Consider the following 17302-nt stretch of genomic DNA (forward strand, 5'->3'; position numbering starts at 1 on the left):
GCAACGACCCCGCAATCTCGACCCGGCAGGATCGGTTCATGACGGAGTCGGCAGTACACCCTCGCGAGTCCCTGCCCCTCGACGCAACGTTCCTCGGCGCCATGCCTCTCGGCGCCGGGCCGCTCGACACGACCCCCCTGGACACCACCGCGCAGCTGCTCTCGCGCATCACCGACCAGCTGGGCACCCAACTCAGCCACGTCACACGGAACGGAACCCGCAGGCGTATGCCACCGACCGAACGGCCCACCCTCGTCGCCGTCGCCCACGGCAGCCGCGACCCGCGCGCCCTGCGCACCGCCACCGCGCTCCTCGATCTGGTCCGTGAGCTGCGCCCCAGCCTCGACGTCCGCCTCGGCCACATCGAGCTGAACGAGCCGCTGCTGACCGGCACCCTCGCCGCGCTGCACGCCGAGCGGCGTGCGCAGGGCACCCGGGCCGTCCTCGTCCCCCTGCTCCTCGGCCGCGGCCACCACGTCAAGCACGATCTGCCGAAGGCCGCCGCCGCGCTGCCGGCCGCGGACATCCGCATCGCCGCCCCGCTGGGCCCGCACCCCCTCCTCGTCGAGGCGCTCTGCTCCCGCCTCGCGGACGCGGGCTGGCGGCCCGAGGACGGCACCAGCCGCAGCGCCGGAGTGGTCCTGGCCGCCGCCGGATCGCGCGACCCCGACTCCGCGTCGGACACCCGCCGTACGGCGGACCTGCTCAGCGAGCGCCTGGGCGGAGTGCCGGTCGTTCCCGCGTACGCCTCGGCCGTCGCGCCGACCGTGCCCGCGGCAGTCCGCGCGCTCACCGCACGCGGCCGCCACCGCATCGCCGTCGCCTCCTACTTCGCCTGCCCCGGCCAGTTCGCCACCGCCAGTGCCGCCGCGACGCCCTGGATCGCCGCCGCACCGCTCGGCGCGCACCCGGCCCTGGCCCGGCTGCTGCTCCAGCGCTACGACGAGGCCCTGAGCACGCCGACGTACGCCACGCAGCGGCGCGAACTCGCCACCGCGTAATCCGCTCGGTCGCCCGTCCGCGACCCGCTCCGGTTACCTTCGGTGCATGGCAGGCACCACCAGCACCACCTCATCAGGACCCGACGGACCCCCGGGAACCAACGGACACGACGCGTACGACGAGGCAGCCACCGACCGCTTCGCCCCCGAACCGGACAAGCGTCCCGGCCGCACCGCCTTCCAGCGCGACCGCGCGCGCGTGCTGCACTCCTCCGCGCTGCGCAGGCTCGCCGGGAAGACCCAGGTGGTGACCCCCGGCACGCGCAATCAGGCCTGGGACGCCAGCCCGCGCACCCGGCTCACCCACTCCCTGGAGTGCGCCCAGGTCGGACGCGAACTCGGCGCGGCACTCGGCTGCGACCCCGATCTCGTCGAGGCCTCCTGCCTCGCCCACGACATGGGCCACCCGCCCTTCGGGCACAACGGTGAACAGGCGCTCAACGACTTCGCCAAGGACTGCGGCGGCTTCGAGGGCAACGCCCAGTCACTGCGCCTGCTGACCCGTATCGAGCCCAAGCGCTTCGTCCACGACGCGTACGGCGAACTCGTCAGCGTCGGCCTCAACCTCACCCGCGCCGCCCTGGACGCCGCCACCAAATACCCGTGGCCGCGCGGCGGACACCCCACCGACCCCGACTCGACGAAGTTCGGCGTCTACGAGGACGACCTGCCGGTCTTCGCATGGGCCCGTGAGGGAGCGCCCGCGTACGGGAAGTGCTTCGAGGCCCAGGTCATGGACTGGTCCGACGACGTGGCGTATTCGGTGCACGACTTCGAGGACGGACTGCACGCCGGCCATGTCGACCCCAACCTCCTGCTCGCCGAACCGGAGCGCAGCGACATCTTCCGGGTCGCGATCGGCCGGTACGTCCCCGAGGACACCGATCCGCAGGAGCTGGCCGAGGCCCTGGACCGGCTCGTCGACCAGGAGTGGTGGCCGCACCACTACGACGGATCCGCGGTCGCGCAGGCTCGGCTGAAAGACGCCACCAGCCAGCTCATCGGCCGGTTCTGCCTGGCCGCGGAGGGCGCGACCCGCGAGGCGTACGGCTCGGGCCGGCTCACCCGGTACGCCGCCGAACTGGTCGTCCCGCCCGCCGCCCGCAACGAATGCGCCGTACTCAAGGCTGTCGCCGACCGCTATGTGATGCAGCGCGCCGAACAGGAAGCACTCCGCGCCGACCAGCGCATTGTGCTGGCGGAACTGGCCGAGGCGCTCACGGCCCGCGCGCCCGAGAGTCTCGACCCGCAGTTCCGCGCCTTGTTCGACGCCGCACCCGACGACCGCGCGCGCAAGCGGGTGATCGTCGACCAGCTGGCCTCGCTCACGGACGACTCGGCCCGCACCCTGCACACCCAGCTCACGACACGCCGCTGAACAGCCGGGAGAGCCGCCTGGGCGGGGCCACGATGACACGCCCAGGGGTCACTCCCTCTTCCGCCATAACGCTCCGTGCGGGACGCTCGCTGAAGGCTTGGCAGCGTAGAAGCAAAGAGGAGGCATCAAGTGGTCGACGCACATCGGACATTCGTCATCGTCGGCGGTGGGCTGGCCGGGGCCAAGGCCGCCGAGACCCTCCGTGCCGAGGGGTTCACCGGACGAGTGATCCTCATCGGTGACGAACGCGACCACCCCTACGAACGCCCGCCGCTCTCCAAGGGCTATCTGTCGGGCAAGGAGGAGCGCGACAGCGTCTTCGTCCATGAACCCGCCTGGTACGCGCAGGCCGATGTCGAACTGCACCTCGGCCAGACCGTCGTCGCCGTCGACCGCGACGCCAAGTCCGTACGCCTGGGTGACGGCACCGTCCTGCACTACGACAAGCTGCTGCTGGCCACCGGCGCCGAGCCGCGCCGGCTCGACATTCCCGGCACCGAGCTGGCCGGCGTCCACCATCTGCGCCGCCTCGCCCACGCCGACCGGCTGCGCCGGGCGCTCACCGCGCTCGGCCGCGACAACGGCCAGCTGCTCATCGCGGGCGCGGGCTGGATCGGCCTGGAAGTCGCCTCGGCCGCCCGTGGCTACGGCGCCGAGGTCATGATCGTCGAACCGGAAGCGACCCCGCTGCAGCGGGTCATCGGCCCCGAGCTCGGCCAGATGTTCACCGAGCTCCACCGCGAGCACGGCGTCCGCTTCCACTTCGGCGCCCGTCTCACCGAGATCACCGGGCAGGACGGCATGGTGCTCGCGGCCCGTACCGACGACGGCGACGAGCACCCCGCGCACGCCGTCCTCGCCGCGATCGGCGCCGCCCCCCGCACCACACTGGCCGAGACGGCCGGTCTCGCGATGGCGGACCGTGAGCACGGCGGAGGCGTCGCCGTCGACGCGAGCCTGCGCACGTCCGACCCCGACATCTACGCGGCGGGCGACGTCGCGGCGGCCCACCACCCGCTCCTGGGGTCCCGGCTGCGCGTCGAGCACTGGGCGAACGCCCTCAACGGCGGTCCGGCGGCAGCGCGCGCGATGCTCGGCAAGGAGGTCTCCTACGACCGCATCCCGTACTTCTTCTCCGACCAGTACGACCTCGGCCTGGAGTACTCGGGCTGGGCGCCGCCCGGTTCGTACGACGCGGTGGTGCTGCGGGGCGACGCGGGGAAGCGGCAGTTCATCGCCTTCTGGACGAAGGACCGCCGGGTGATCGCCGGGATGAACGTGAACGTGTGGGACGTCACCGACCCCATCCAGCAGCTGATCCGCTCCGGTGCCCCGGTGGACCCGGACGCCCTCGCCGACCCCTCCGTACCGCTCACTTCCCTCAACAGCTGACAGGAGTGTCACCGCGCCACCGTAGACTTCCGCGTGTGGCAGGCAGGATCAACGATGACGACGTGAAGGCGGTCCGGGACGCGGTCCCGATCGACGCCGTCGTTTCGGAGTACCTCCAGCTGCGCAACGCGGGCGGCGGCAATCTGAAGGGGCTCTGCCCCTTCCACGACGAGAAGTCCCCCTCCTTCCAGGTCAGCCCGAGCAAGGGTCTCTTCCACTGCTTCGGCTGCCAGGAAGGCGGCGACACCATCGCCTTCGTGATGAAGATCGACCATCTCTCCTTCTCCGAGACGGTCGAGCGCCTCGCCGCGACGGCGGGCATCACCCTGCGCTACGAGGAGGGCGGGTACAACCCGACCCACCAGCGGGGCGAGCGCATCCGTCTGGTCGAGGCGCACAAGATGGCCGCGCAGTTCTACATCGAGCAGCTGGAGAACGGCCCCGAGGCCGAGACGGGCCGTAAGTTCCTCGCCGAGCGCGGCTTCGACCAGGCCGCGGCCCAGCACTTCAGCGTGGGCTACAGCCCGCAGGGCTGGGACCACCTCACCCGCTTTCTGCGAGGCAAAGGGTTCAGTGACAAGGAGCTGATCCTCTCCGGCCTCTCCCAGGACGGCCGCCGCGGGCCCATCGACCGTTTCCGCGGGCGGCTGATGTGGCCGATCCGCGACATCTCGGGCGATGTCGTCGGCTTCGGAGCGCGCAAGTTGTACGAGAGCGACAACGGGCCGAAGTACCTCAACACCCCCGAGACGGGCATCTACAAGAAGTCGCAGATGCTCTACGGCATCGATCTCGCGAAGAAGGAGATCGCCAAGACCAGCCGGGCCGTCGTCGTCGAGGGGTACACCGACGTCATGGCCTGCCATCTGGCCGGGGTCACCACCGCGATCGCCACCTGCGGAACCGCCTTCGGCGGCGACCACATCAAGATCCTGCGCCGGCTGCTGATGGACAACGCCACTGCCGAGGTGATCTTCACCTTCGACGGCGACGCGGCCGGCCAGAAGGCGGCGCTGCGGGCCTTCGAGGACGACCAGAAGTTCGCCGCCGAGACCTCGATCGCGATCACTCCGGGCGGCATGGACCCCTGCGAGCTGCGCCTCGCCGAGGGCGACGACGCGGTCGAGAAACTGGTCGAAACACGCACGCCGCTCTTCGAGTTCGCGATCCGCCACAGCGTCCAGCGCCACAATCTGGAGACGCCCGCGGGCCGCGCCGCCGCGCTCGACGAGGCCGCGCCGATCGTCGCGGGCATCAAGAACATCGCCATCCAGCACGAGTCGGCGGTGCAGCTCGCGGGCATCCTCGGCATCCTCGACACCCAGTTCGTGGTCAAGCGGGTCGCCCAACTCGCGCGCTGGGCCCGCGACCGCGGCGGACGCGGCCCGGCGACCCAGTCCCGCACCCCCCAGTCGTACGAGACCCAGAGCGCCCCGCGGATCGCCGCGGGCCCCGCGCTCAACCTGCGCAGCCCCGCCCATCGCACCGAGCGCGAACTGCTCAAGCTCGCGCTCCAGCACCCGGCGCTGGTCTCCCCGGCCTTCGACGCGTACGGCATCGACGAGTTCACCGCCCCGCCCTATGCCGCCGTCCGTCAGACCATCGCCGAGGCCGGCGGAGCCGAACAGGGCACCGAGGACACCCCCGACTACCTCGCCCGCGTCCGCGACACCGCCCCGAACGACACGGTGCGCGCCCTGGTCACCGAGCTCGCCGTCGAAGCGGTCCACGCGCGCGTGGTCGACGAGAGCTACGCCGGAGTCCAGCTCGTCCAGGTCCGCCTGCGGGCGGTCGACCGCCGCATCCGCGAGGTCCAGGGCACCCTCGCCCGCCTCGGCCAGCACGCCGATCCCGAGCAGCACACGGCCGTGCAGAACGAACTCTGGGTCCTCCAGCAGTACGCCCAGTCCCTGCGCAACCAGGGCGCGGACGTTCTCTAGAGGCTCGGCAGCCCCGCTTCGGTAACCACCCGGTCACGCACGGGACTCAAAAAGTGCTCGCAAGCCCCTCGTGGCGGCTGTGTGTCGTACCCCACACTGGGGTGCGGTGCCTGAGTCCTCGGAGCGCGGCCGTCCACCACGGTGGGCCTCTCACTCCCGCGGATCCGCTCATCGTGTACGGGACGGAAAGCGGCCCGGCCGCCCCCGTCCCGCTGCCGCACACCCCCGACCCGGCAGCGATCACCTGGAGGTCGCCCCCGTGCAGACCCAGACCCTGACCGAGACCGATGCTGTCGCGGCCGTTTCCGCGCAGGTCCCCGCGCAGAGCCGGGCCGTACATCACCCCGAGACCGTGCCCCAGGCGGCCCCGGAGACCGTCGTCGAGGAAACAGTGGATGTGCCCGAGCCTCCGGAGCCCCGGGCCGGCCGCGTCGACAGCGGCGGGCCCTCCTCCGACCTGTTCCGGCAGTATCTGCGGGAAATCGGCAGGATTGCGCTGCTCACGGCCGTCGAGGAGGTCGAGCTGGCGCGCCGCGTCGAAGCCGGTCTCTTCGCCGAGGAGAGGCTCGCCAACACCCCCGACATCGACGACTCCCAACTGGCCGTCGACCTCGACAAGTTGGTCGTCATGGGCCGGATGGCCAAGCGCCGGCTGATCGAGGCCAACCTGCGGCTCGTCGTCTCCGTCGCCAAGCGGTACGTCGGGCGCGGACTGACCATGCTCGATCTCGTCCAGGAGGGAAACCTGGGCCTGATCAGGGCGGTGGAGAAGTTCGACTACGCCCGCGGCTACAAGTTCTCGACGTACGCGACCTGGTGGATCCGCCAGGCCATGTCCCGGGCTCTCGCGGACCAGGCACGCACCATCCGGGTCCCGGTCCACGTCGTCGAACTGATCAACCGGGTCATCCGCGTCCAGCGCCGGATGCTCCAGGAACGCGGCTACGAACCCACCCCCGAAGAGGTGGCCGCCCAGCTGGACCTGTCGCCCGAGCGGATCAGCGAGGTGCTGCGGCTCGCCCAGGAGCCGGTCTCGCTGCACGCGCCGGTGGGCGAGGAGGACGACGTGGCGCTCGGCGACCTCATCGAGGACGGCGACGCGGCGTCTCCCGTCGAGTCGGCGGCCTTCCTGCTGCTGCGCGAGCACCTGGAGGCAGTGCTCTCCACGCTCGGCGAGCGGGAGCGGAAGGTTGTGCAGCTGCGGTACGGGCTGGTGGACGGGAGGCCGCGGACGCTCGAGGAGATCGGCCGGATCTTCGGCGTGACGCGGGAGCGGATCCGCCAGATCGAGTCCAAGACGCTGAACAAACTCCGGGACCACGCGTTCGCGGACCAGCTGCGGGGTTACCTGGACTGAGGGGGCGCGGTCCGCTGCGCGGGGCTTGTTCCCCACCCCGCCCCTTCCCGCTGTGACATTTTGCGGCTCCGCCGCGTGGGGGGCTCCGCCCCGACCCCGTACGCGCTTCGCGCGTGTCCTCAATCGCCGGACGGGCTGAAATGTGCGGCTCGGCCGCACATTTCAGCCCCGCCGGCGTTTGAGGCGCGGGGAGGTCCGGGGCAGCGCCCCCGGTTACGGGAAGGGGCGGGGTGGGGAACAAGCCCGCCGCAGGCGCACCCCGCACCCCCCGCCCCCTACTCCACCTCCACCACCGCCTGGGCGAACTGCGCCGCGTACAGCCGCGCATACGCCCCCTCCGCCGCCAACAGCCCCTCATGCGTGCCCTGTTCGACGATCGCCCCGTTCTCCATCACCAGGATCACGTCCGCGTCCCGGATCGTGGAGAGCCGGTGCGCGATGACGAAGCTCGTGCGGCCGTGGGCGAGCCGCGCCATCGCCTTCTGGATGAGCACCTCCGTACGGGTGTCCACCGAGCTGGTCGCCTCGTCGAGGACCAGGATCACCGGGTCGGACAGGAACGCCCGCGCGATGGTGATCAGCTGCTTCTCGCCCGCGCTCACGCCCGAGCCCTCGTCGTCGATCACCGTGTCGTAGCCGTCGGGCAGCGTACGGATGAACCGGTCGGCGTGCGCGGCCCGCGCCGCCTCCTCGATCTCCTCGCGGGTCACCTCCCGGGAGGCGCCGTACGCGATGTTGTCCGCGATCGTCCCGCCGAACAGCCACGTGTCCTGGAGCACCATCCCGATCTGGGACCGCAGTTCCTCGCGGGACATCCTGGCGACGTCGACCCCGTCGAGGCTGATCCGCCCGCCGGTGACCTCGTAGAACCGCATCAGCAGGTTCACCAGGGTCGTCTTGCCCGCGCCCGTCGGGCCGACGATCGCGACCGTGTGACCCGGCTCCACGCTCAGCGACAGATCCTCGATGAGCGGCTTGTCCGGCTCGTAGCGGAAGGCGACCTTCTCCAGGGAGACCCGGCCCTGCGGGCGTTCGGGCCGCTCGGCGGACGGCGCGTCCGCCTCCTGCTCCTCCGCGTCGAGGAGTTCGAAGATCCGCTCGGCGGATGCGACGCCCGACTGCACGAGGTTCGCCATCGAGGCGACCTGCGTCAGCGGCATCGAGAACTGCCGGGAGTACTGGATGAACGCCTGCACGTCGCCGATCGACAGCGCGCCGGAGGCGACCCGCAGCCCGCCGACCACGGCCACCAGCACATAGTTGAGGTTCGAGACGAAGAACATCAGCGGCTGCATGACCCCGCTGTTGAACTGCGCCTTGAATCCCGCCTCGTACAGCGCCTCGTTCTGCTCGGCGAAGTCGCTGGCGGACTCGTCCTGCCGCCCGAAGACCTTCACCAGCGCATGACCGGTGTACATCTCCTCGATATGGGCGTTGAGCTTGCCCGTGGTCTTCCACTGCTGCACGAAGTGCGGCTGCGAGCGCTTGCCGACCTTCGTCGCGACGACGACCGACACCGGCACGGTCACCAGTGCCACCAGCGCGAGCAGCGGCGAGATCCAGAACATCATCGCCAGCACGCCCACGATGGTCAGCAGCGAGTTGATCAGCTGGCCCATCGTCTGCTGCAGGGTCTGCGAGATGTTGTCGATGTCGTTCGTCGCCCGGCTGAGCACCTCGCCGCGCTTGGCCCGGTCGAAGTACGACAGCGGCAGCCGCGACAGCTTCGCCTGTACGTCCTCGCGCATCCGGTACAGGGTCCGGTTGATCACCCGGATCGACAGCCGGGTCGCCACCAGCATCAGCAGCCCCGCGGCCACGTACGCCGCGAGCGCCACCAGCAGCACATGGCCGACGGCGGTGAAGTCGACGCCGTCGCCGGGCGTGAAGTCCACGCCGGACAGCAGGTCCGCGAGCCCGCCCTGGTCCTTGTCCCGCAGGCCCTCGATCGCCTGTTCCTTGCTGGTCCCCGCGTCCATGTCACGGCCGACGACCCCGGCGAAGACCAGGTCGGTCGCCCGGCCCAGAATCCACGGGCCGACCACGTTGAACGCGACGCTCAGCACAGCCGCCGCGAGCATCACCCACAGCGTCATACGCTCCGGCGCGAGCTGCCGCAGCAGCCGTTTGCCCGAACCCTTGAAGTCCATGGACCGCTCGACCGGGCCCATCATCATCCGTCCGCCCGGCCCGCTCATGCGGCCTCAGCCTCCGTCAGCTGCGAGAGCACGATCTCTCGGTAGGTCTCATTGCTCTCCATCAGCTCGTGATGGCTTCCGGTCCCTACGACCTGCCCCCCGTCCAGGACCACGATGCGGTCGGCGTCACGGATGGTGGACACCCGCTGGGCGACTATCACCACCGTCGCCTCGGAGGTCTCGCGGGCGAGCGCGCCTCGCAGCGCCGCGTCCGTGGCGTAGTCCAGGGCCGAGAAGGAGTCGTCGAAGAGGTAGATCTCCGGACGCTGCACCAGGGTCCGCGCGATCGCGAGGCGCTGGCGCTGACCGCCGGAGACATTGGTGCCGCCCTGCGCGATCGGCGCGTTCAGCCCGCCTTCGAGTTCCCGTACGAAGTCGGCCGCCTGCGCCACTTCCAGCGCCTGCCACAGTTCCTCGTCGCTCGCGTCGGGCTTCCCGTAGCGCAGATTGGTGGCCACGGTCCCGGAGAACAGATACGGCCTCTGGGGCACGAGCCCCACCGTCTTCGCCATCAGCGCCGGATCGAGGTCGCGCACATCCACGCCGTCGACGAGCACCTCCCCGTCCGTGGCGTCGAACAGCCGCGGTACGAGCCCTAGCAGCGTCGACTTTCCGCTGCCCGTCGACCCGATGATCGCGGTGGTCTCGCCGGGCCGCGCCAGCAGGGTGACATCGTGCAGCACCGACTCCTCGGCCCCCGGATAGCGGAACTCCACGGCCCGCACCTCCAGATGCCCGTGGCGGCGCAGCTCCCGTACGGCCTTGATCGGCGGGATCACGCTCGAGCGAGTGTCCAGCACCTCCTCGATCCGTTCGGCACAGACCTCGGCGCGCGGCACCATCATGAACATGAAGGTGGCCATCATCACGGCCATCACGATCTGCATCAGATACGCGAGAAACGCGGTCAGGGCGCCGATCTGGATCGCGCCGCTGTCGACCCGGTGCGCGCCGAACCAGACGACGGCGACGGACGACACGTTCACGACCGTCATCACGGTCGGGAACATCAGCGCCATCAGCCGGCCGGTGGACAGGGACACATCTGTCAGCTCGTTGTTGGCGCCGCGGAAGCGCCCGGCCTCGTACTCGTCGCGCACGAAGGCGCGGATGACGCGGTTGCCGGTGATCTGCTCCCGCAGCACCCGGTTCACCGTGTCCAGACGCTCCTGCATGGTCCGAAACAGCGGCCGCATCTTCTTGACGATCAGCGAGACGGCGATGCCCAGCACCGGCACGACCGCGAGCAGGACCGCCGACAGCGGCACATCCTGGCCGAGGGCCATGATGATGCCGCCGACGCACATGATCGGCGCCGACACCATCAGCGTGAACGCCATCAGGACCAGCATCTGCACCTGCTGGACGTCATTGGTCGTACGGGTGATCAGGGAGGGTGCGCCGAAGTGGCCGACCTCCCGCGCGGAGAAGCTCTGCACCCGGTCGAAGACAGCGGCCCGGACGTCACGCCCGAGCGCGGCGGCGGTCTGCGCGCCGATATGGACAGCTCCGATGTTGCAGAGCACCTGGACGACGCTCACCGCGATCATGAGCGCGCCGAGCCGCAGGATGTAGCCCGTGTCCCCCTTCACCACACCGTTGTCGATGATGTCCGCGTTCAGTGTCGGCAGATAAAGGGTGGCGCTGGTCTGCAGCAGCTGCAGGACCACAAGGAGGGTGATCGGTTGTCTGTACGGACCCAAATGCGTCCGCAGTAGTCGTATCAGCACACGCTGTCTCTCGGAGTCGGCAAGATCTGGGAGTCACCCCCATCTTGCGACACTCCACCCGCGGAACCTCAAGGGTTTATTCAAGGCGGGGTCAAGATGTCGGGTTGAACGCCCCGGGGTGGATCTGTTCCCGCGTCGCCCCGTACTGCTGGCGTACTGCCTGACCCACCGCCAGCTCGTCGCCGGGCTCGAAAACCTGGGCGGCCGCGCCCTGCCAGGCCGGAGGAGCGTTCGGCGACAGCGTGCCCTGCGAGACCCCGAGCGCCCAGGCCGCCTGCCGGGCCGCACCGAGCGCCGCGTAGTCCGCGGGCTGCGGTACGACGACCTGCGCCCCGAAGATCGCGGGCGCCGCGGCCTGCACGGCGGGCAGCTCGGCCGCCGCACCCAGCAGAAAGACCCTGCGCACCTCGACCCCGCGCCCGCGCAGCACATCCAGGGCGTCCGCGAGCGAGCAGAGCATGCCTTCGAAGGCGGCCCGCGCCAGATGCTCGGGCTTCATCGACTCGCGGCGCAAACCGCTCAGCGTCCCCGCGGTGTGCGGCAGTTGCGGAGTGCGCTCGCCCTCCAGATACGGCAGCAGCACAAGCCCCGACGAACCGGGCGTCGACTTCATCGCCATCGCGGACAGCTCCTGGAGCTCGCCGAGCCCCAGCAGTTCGGCCGTGCCGCGCAGCGCCCGTACGGCATTGAGCGTGTGCACCACCGGCAGGTGCATGCCGGTCGCGTCGGCGAAGGACGTAATCATCCCGCTCGGATCAGCCAGCGCCTCGTGGTGCACGGTCATCACCGAACCCGAGGCCCCCAGCGACACCACCGCGTCGCCGATCCCGACGCCGAGCCCGAACGCCGCCGCCATCGTCTCGCCGGTCCCGGCGGAGATCAGCAGCCCCTCGGGCGTCGTCCCCGCGGCCTCGGCCGGGCCGAGGACCTCGGGCAGCGCGACCTGGTGCCCGAGCGCCAGCTCGACCAGATCGTGCCGGTAGGAGCCGGTGCCGGCCGACCAGAAACCGGTGCCGGAAGCGCCGCCGCGGTCCGTGGTCCTGCGGCCCGGACGGCCGAGCAGCTGCCACACCAGCCAGTCGTGCGGCTGCAGGACGGCCGCGACGCGCCGCGCCGTATCGGGCTCGGCGCGTGCCATCCACCGCAGCTTCGACACCGGCTGCGCGGCCTGCGGCACCGAGCCGACGGCCTCGGCCCAGGCCTGCCGCCCGCCGAGCGCGTCGATCAGATCCGCCGCGGCGACCTGCGCCCGCTTGTCGTTGCCGAGCAGCGCGGGGCGTACGAGATTGCCCTGCGCGTCCAGCGGCACCAGTCCGTGCTGCTGGGCGGAGACGCCGATGGCCTGCACGCCTTCGAGCAGCCCGCCGGCCGCCGCGTCGCCGAGCGAGAGCAGCCAGGCCTGCGGATCGATCTCGGTGGCTTTCGCCTCGGCGGGGTGCGGTGCGTACCCCTGGCGCAGCACAGCACCCGTGTCCGCGTCACAGACGACGATGCGCGTGAATGCAGACGAACTGTCCAAGCCGGCGACTATCCCCATGACACAAGATTCTGCCGCACGTGAGGAGAGTCGGCGTCACGTGTTGGTGGTTCCCCAGTCGTCCTCGCCGTTCGCGGTCCGCTCCCGGAGGGACCGCACCCGCTCGGCCACCGAGTCGGGCACCCGGTCCCCGACCTTGTCGCTCACCGCGTGGAAGGCCTTGCCGGTCACCTGGCGTCCGTTCTGCGCGGCGGACTCCACGGCATTGCGCACCGCGGGATTCTGGGAGAACTGGCGCACGGACTTCTTCAGCTGCTCGTAGCGCTCGCGCCCGGCCCGTGTGCCGATCACGTAACCGAGGGCCAGTCCGGCGACGAACGTCAGCTTGTACCGCATGGCTGCCACCCTTCCCTTGCGTCGGTGCAGGCCGCCTACCCGTCGTGGCCCGTGATCACCCGGGCCCATACCGATTGGCGGAGCACCCCCCTGCTTGCGCTAATGTATGTGTCGCAGCGGGCACACGCCCCCCGGGACGCCCGGGGTAGGTACGTTCGGTGCATACGCAGCAATCCCCTGTAGCTCAATTGGCAGAGCAGCCGGCTGTTAACCGGCAGGTTACTGGTTCGAGTCCAGTCGGGGGAGCGCGATCCCCTGTAGCTCAATTGGCAGAGCATTCGGCTGTTAACCGGAGGGTTACTGGTTCGAGTCCAGTCGGGGGAGCGGAACCGGAAGAGGGCCCCTTGGGGGTCCTTTTTCGTGTGTCATCTGCGAGTTCGACGACTTCTGGAACCGGGCAGGGGGCAGCGCAGTCTTCATGATTGCGCGTTGCCGACCATCCGAGGCAGGAGATCGTATGAGCGGCTATGCTGCGGCAGACGGCGCGCACATTTGTGCGCGACGCGCCGTTAGGGGCGGTAGCTCAGCCGGTTAGAGCAGCGGACTCATAATCCGTCGGCCGTGGGTTCGAGTCCCACCCGCCCCACTACGCGCTACGCGTGGAGAAGTGATGTGACCTGCGGAAACGTCTCATCGCGGGTGCGGATGCAGGACTTTGGCCCAAGGGACTGATCCGCTGCCCGGCGGTTCAACAACGGTTCCGTGTGTGGGGGTTGGCGCTTCACTGACCTGCGCAGACGGTCGCCCCGTGCGCTCGCGGGGTGCCGCTGGAGTGACTGTCCGGCGGGCTGGCGTGGAATTCGGGGCGCCGGCAGGACGCAAGGAACAGGAAGGGCCTGCGAGGGGCGTCGCCCCGGGTTCAGCTGAGACCGTGGCTGTTGTGGCCGACGGGATCGCAGTGGCGGACGCCTGACGTACGCCTCGGGGCCGTAGTCGCCGGCGGATGCGGCGAGTCCCGCGTCGGTGTCGGACTGCTCGTGGCCGGTGGCGGTGACACCCGCCTCCTCGAACAGATACCGCAGGACCTCGGCCGACCAGCCCGGTGTGTGGCTGACTCCGCCTCGTCGCGGTTGGCCATCGCCGCCGGGCCCCTCAGCGTCGGCTCCAGCCGGTGCGCAGGGCGACGAACGAACCGGACGGGCCGGGGCCGTTGCGTGCCCCGGCCGACCAGCGTGTACCGGTGAAACCGTCGCCCCGGTCGAGGCCGAAGGGCGAACCGCGCCGCTCGTCGTCGAAGCCGGGGAAGAGCGGCTGCCCCGGCCGGAAGGCATGGGTGAGGTCCGTGAAGACCGCCTTCTCGGTCAGCTCGCGGTACGCCGGCTACAGCCGGGGCTCCGGCGCGGCCTAGGTCACCGGGTCTTTTCCAGAAGGGGGCGCGGGGCCTCGGCCGGGCGGTCTTCCGGGGTGGGCTCGGCGTCGACCGAGCCGAGGTCCGGGGCCAGCCCGGGGGTGGCCGACTCCTCGACGGCCGGTTCTTCGGCAGCAGCCACAGCTTCCGCAGCCGCCCCCTGCCTCCGGGTCATCCCCACACCCACCAGCACCACGGCCATCCCCAGCACCCCCGGACGCTCAGGTCCTCGCCCAGGACGACCGCCCCCAGCAGCACGGACACCACCGGCAGCAGATAGCCGACCACGGCGGCGTTGGTCGCGCCCTCGTCGTTGATGATCCGGTAGGTGAGGTGGAAGGTGATTGCGGTGCAGAAGACGCTGAGGACGACGGCCGCGACCAGGACCGTCGGGCCGGGGTCGATCGACTCCAGGCCGCCGATCGGCACCGCGAGGGCGGTCAGTCCGCTTGCGGCGACGAGCTGGGCCGCGGAGAGCGAGATCGTGGGCGTGCCCCTGCGGACCAGGGTGCGGCCCATGTACGTGAACGCGACGGCGTAGCTGGCGGCGGCGCCCAGGATCGCGAGGGCGCCCCAGCCGGTTGCCCCGGTCGTCTGCCAGGGGGCGAAGATGACGATCGTGCCGGTGAAGCCGAGCAGAAGACCCGCCAGCCGTACGGGCCGCAGCCCGCGCTCCGAGCCGAGGGCGAGACCGAGGGCGATCGACCAGAGCGGGGTCGTGGCGTTCAGGACGCCCGCGAGCCCGGAGTCGACGGTCTGCTGGCCCACGCTGAACAGGGCGAACGGCAGGGCGTTGCAGAAGAAGGCCGCGACGACGATGTGCCGCCAGGCGACGCCCCTCGGCAGCCGGTGCCCCGTCGCATAGCAGGCGACGACGAGGACGAGCGCACCGAGGACACAGCGCGCGAGCGTGACCTGGAGCGGGGAGAGCCCGCGCAGCGCCAGCTCGGTCCAGAGGAAGGTCGAGCCCCACAGCAGGGCGAGCACGGCCACCCGTAATCCACCCCACAGGCCCCGCGTACCGCTGTTGTCGCTCATGGCGTTTCCCCCGTTCTCGTTCGGTGGTTTTCTCGTCCCTGTCCTACGAAGGTGCCTCAGCTAAGACTTGAGGACAAGCAAATGGTTCTACTCATACTGTTAAGCTGTGCTACATGCTTGATGTGAGGCGACTGCAGGTCCTGCGCGCGGTGGTCACCAGTGGCACGGTCACCGCCGCCGCGGCCCACTTGGGCTACACCCCGTCCGCCGTCAGCCAGCAGGTGGCGGCGCTGGAGAAACAGGCAGGTACGGCGCTGCTCGAGCGGGTCGGCCGCGGGGTGCGCCCCACGGCGGCCGGGCTGCTGCTCACCGAGCACGCGGCGCTGATCGGCTCGGCGGTCGCCCAGGCGGAGACCGCGCTCGCCGACCTCCGCGCCGGACGCACCGGCCGGCTGTCGGTCCGCTACTTCGCCACGGCCGGCTCCACGCTGGTGGCGCCCGCCCTGGCCAGACTCCGCGCCGAGCACCCCGGCGTCCGCGTCGACCTCGAACTCACCGACCCGGAGGACCCGTTCCAGGAGGTGGCGCGGGGCCGGGCCGACCTGGCCGTGGTGGTCCAGGCGCAGGACCGCACAGGCGACCGCTTCCGACTCGTCCACCTCCTCGACGACCCGTACGCGGCCGTACTGCCCCTCGGCCATCCGCTCGCCGGCAAGGAGGTGATCGACCTGCACGAGTTGTCCGGTGAGCAGTGGGTCGGCAGCGAGCCCCCCGGCCCCTGCCTCGAACCCGTCATCGACTCCTGCGCGGCGGCCGGCTTCAGCCCCGACTTCGTCATCCAGAGCGAGGACTACGCGACCGCGCAGGGCTTCGTCGCGGCCGGTCTCGGCGTCGGTCTGATGCCGCGGCTCGGGCTGCGCAACCAGCACCCCGGTGTCGTCGTGCGCCCGGTCCGCAACCCCGAGCCGCTCCGGGTGATCTCGGCCGCCGCCCGGGAGACCGCCCTCGAACAGCCGGCCCTGCGCGGCCTGTTGGACGCGCTGCGGGACGCGGCCGCCACCGCCGACCCGCCCGATGAGCCCCGGTCGGAATGACCGCGGCCTGCGGGGGTGCGGGTCCGCGGCGGGGGCGTAAGGGGCGCATGTCAGGCGCCGTGCGCGCCGTGCGCGCTGGGTACGGCGGCCAGGGTGACCACGCTGGCGAAGATCTCCTTGCCGTGCTGTCGAGCGCTGATCCGCACCTGGTCGGGGTCCGCCAGTTGCTCGGCCTCCACCCAGCAGGGGACGTCCATCTCGGCGTAGCGGACGAAGTCGGAGTCCATGCCGGTGACCGTCATCGTGTCGGGGTGTGCCGTGGCCAGGGCCGCCTGGCGGGCGGCTTCCAGGAGCAGCATGCCCGGGGCGTGGTCGACGAGGTGGTCGAAGAGTGTGGGGTGGGTGGTGTCGACGCGCAGCTGCCAGCGGTCGGGGCGGTCGGTGGCGGCGAGCACCACGTCCTCGAAACGGTCGCGGCCGAACTGCGTGAGACCGGCCGGCGGTGGCAGCGGCACGGCGCGCGCGGTGGCCGCGGTCGCGTCGGCGTACGGGCCGCGGAGCCGGTTGTAGACGGTGCGGTCCTGGATGGTGAAGCGGGAGCGGGCCGAGGCGAGGTGTCGGCCGGCGCGCTCGACGTCGACTCTCAGGGATATCGCGGCGGCGCGCTCGCGACGGTACGTCACCTCGGGGCAGGTGATGTGCAGTTCCAGCTGGGCCGGGTCGCCGTCGGCGTACGCGGCCGACGGGTCGAGGCTCCAGGCGAAGTCCTTCCACAGCAATTGGTGGCCGAACGGCGCCTGGTAGGCGCCGTGGGACAGCAGCGGCAGTGTCTGGCGTACGGTCTCGCTGAGCAGAAGCGGGTCGTGCAGGCCCAGGCGGTTGACGTAGAACGGGTGTGTGGCGGGCCAGGCGGCTGTGACGGTGAAGGCGTCGAGCGCGGTCCGGCGCCAGTCGCGCAACAGCACTTCGTCCTGGTTCGTCTTGTGTGTGAAAGCGGGCGAAACCATCTCAAAACGGTTTTCAAGGGTGTGCTGGGCAAGGCTGATGGACATGGCTGATCCCCCTGTTGCGGT

At 70.7% G+C, this 17302-nt stretch carries 10 protein-coding genes, 3 tRNA genes and 2 pseudogenes; 9 read left to right on the forward strand and 6 right to left on the reverse strand.

Features of this window, described 5'->3' with window-relative positions; translation table 11 throughout:
- Positions 1-101: 101 nt before the first annotated feature.
- From OOK40_RS04275 to OOK40_RS04295, 5 genes and pseudogenes are all read left to right on the forward strand, one after another.
- A complete protein-coding gene (locus OOK40_RS04275; RefSeq protein WP_266478867.1) occupies positions 102-1001 on the forward strand; it encodes a sirohydrochlorin chelatase in 900 nt (299 codons plus the stop codon).
- 46 nt (positions 1002-1047) lie between these two features.
- A complete protein-coding gene (locus tag OOK40_RS04280; protein WP_266476589.1) occupies positions 1048-2379 on the forward strand; it encodes a deoxyguanosinetriphosphate triphosphohydrolase in 1332 nt (443 codons plus the stop codon).
- 129 nt (positions 2380-2508) lie between these two features.
- On the forward strand, positions 2509-3771 hold the full coding sequence (locus tag OOK40_RS04285) for an NAD(P)/FAD-dependent oxidoreductase (protein ID WP_266476590.1): 1263 nt from the start codon (positions 2509-2511) through the stop codon (positions 3769-3771).
- A 35-nt stretch (positions 3772-3806) separates the two neighbouring features.
- Positions 3807-5711, forward strand: coding sequence for a DNA primase (dnaG, locus tag OOK40_RS04290; RefSeq protein WP_266476591.1), 1905 nt, complete (start codon positions 3807-3809; stop codon positions 5709-5711).
- A gap of 106 nt (positions 5712-5817) precedes the next feature.
- Positions 5818-7068 (forward strand): annotated as a pseudogene (locus OOK40_RS04295) (RNA polymerase sigma factor).
- 275 nt (positions 7069-7343) lie between these two features.
- On the opposite strand, the gene OOK40_RS04300 reads toward OOK40_RS04295, so the two are convergent.
- The 4 genes from OOK40_RS04300 to OOK40_RS04315 form a co-directional block, all read right to left on the reverse strand.
- On the reverse strand, positions 7344-9266 hold the full coding sequence (locus tag OOK40_RS04300) for an ABC transporter ATP-binding protein (RefSeq protein WP_266476594.1): 1923 nt from the start codon (positions 9264-9266) through the stop codon (positions 7344-7346).
- Positions 9263-10996 carry an ABC transporter ATP-binding protein gene (locus OOK40_RS04305; RefSeq protein WP_266476595.1) on the reverse strand — a complete coding sequence of 578 codons (1734 nt, stop codon included), beginning with the start codon at positions 10994-10996 and terminating at the stop codon, positions 9263-9265. Before OOK40_RS04305 ends, OOK40_RS04300 begins: the two co-directional genes overlap by 4 nt.
- 91 nt (positions 10997-11087) lie before the next feature.
- The gene (locus tag OOK40_RS04310) at positions 11088-12533 is read right to left on the reverse strand and encodes an FGGY family carbohydrate kinase (RefSeq protein WP_266476597.1); all 1446 of its coding nucleotides are present in this window, start codon (positions 12531-12533) and stop codon (positions 11088-11090) included.
- 36 nt (positions 12534-12569) lie between these two features.
- Positions 12570-12869, reverse strand: coding sequence for a YtxH domain-containing protein (locus tag OOK40_RS04315; RefSeq protein WP_266476598.1), 300 nt, complete (start codon positions 12867-12869; stop codon positions 12570-12572).
- A 173-nt stretch (positions 12870-13042) separates the two neighbouring features.
- Between OOK40_RS04315 and OOK40_RS04320 the strand changes: the two genes are divergently transcribed.
- The 3 genes from OOK40_RS04320 to OOK40_RS04330 all read left to right on the forward strand — a co-directional run bounded on the left by OOK40_RS04320 (position 13043) and on the right by OOK40_RS04330 (position 13455).
- Positions 13043-13115 (forward strand) — tRNA-Asn (locus OOK40_RS04320).
- 5 nt (positions 13116-13120) lie between these two features.
- A tRNA-Asn gene (locus tag OOK40_RS04325) sits at positions 13121-13193 on the forward strand.
- A 188-nt stretch (positions 13194-13381) separates the two neighbouring features.
- Positions 13382-13455: transfer RNA gene (locus OOK40_RS04330), tRNA-Ile, on the forward strand.
- Between the two features lie 763 nt (positions 13456-14218).
- On the opposite strand, the pseudogene OOK40_RS04335 reads toward OOK40_RS04330, so the two are convergent.
- Positions 14219-15255: pseudogene (locus OOK40_RS04335) on the reverse strand (DMT family transporter).
- A 113-nt stretch (positions 15256-15368) separates the two neighbouring features.
- Between OOK40_RS04335 and OOK40_RS04340 the strand changes: the two are divergent.
- Entirely contained in the window at positions 15369-16289 is a 921-nt protein-coding gene (locus OOK40_RS04340; protein ID WP_266476599.1) for a LysR family transcriptional regulator, read from the forward strand.
- Positions 16290-16339: 50 nt separating this feature from the next.
- Here the strand turns inward: OOK40_RS04340 and OOK40_RS04345 are convergent, their stop codons facing one another.
- Entirely contained in the window at positions 16340-17281 is a 942-nt protein-coding gene (locus tag OOK40_RS04345) for a ScbA/BarX family gamma-butyrolactone biosynthesis protein (protein ID WP_266476601.1), read from the reverse strand.
- Positions 17282-17302 lie beyond the last annotated feature (21 nt).

The sequence above is a fragment of the Streptomyces sp. NBC_01481 genome, from assembly GCF_026339995.1.
In the GTDB taxonomy this organism is placed as follows: domain Bacteria; phylum Actinomycetota; class Actinomycetes; order Streptomycetales; family Streptomycetaceae; genus Streptomyces.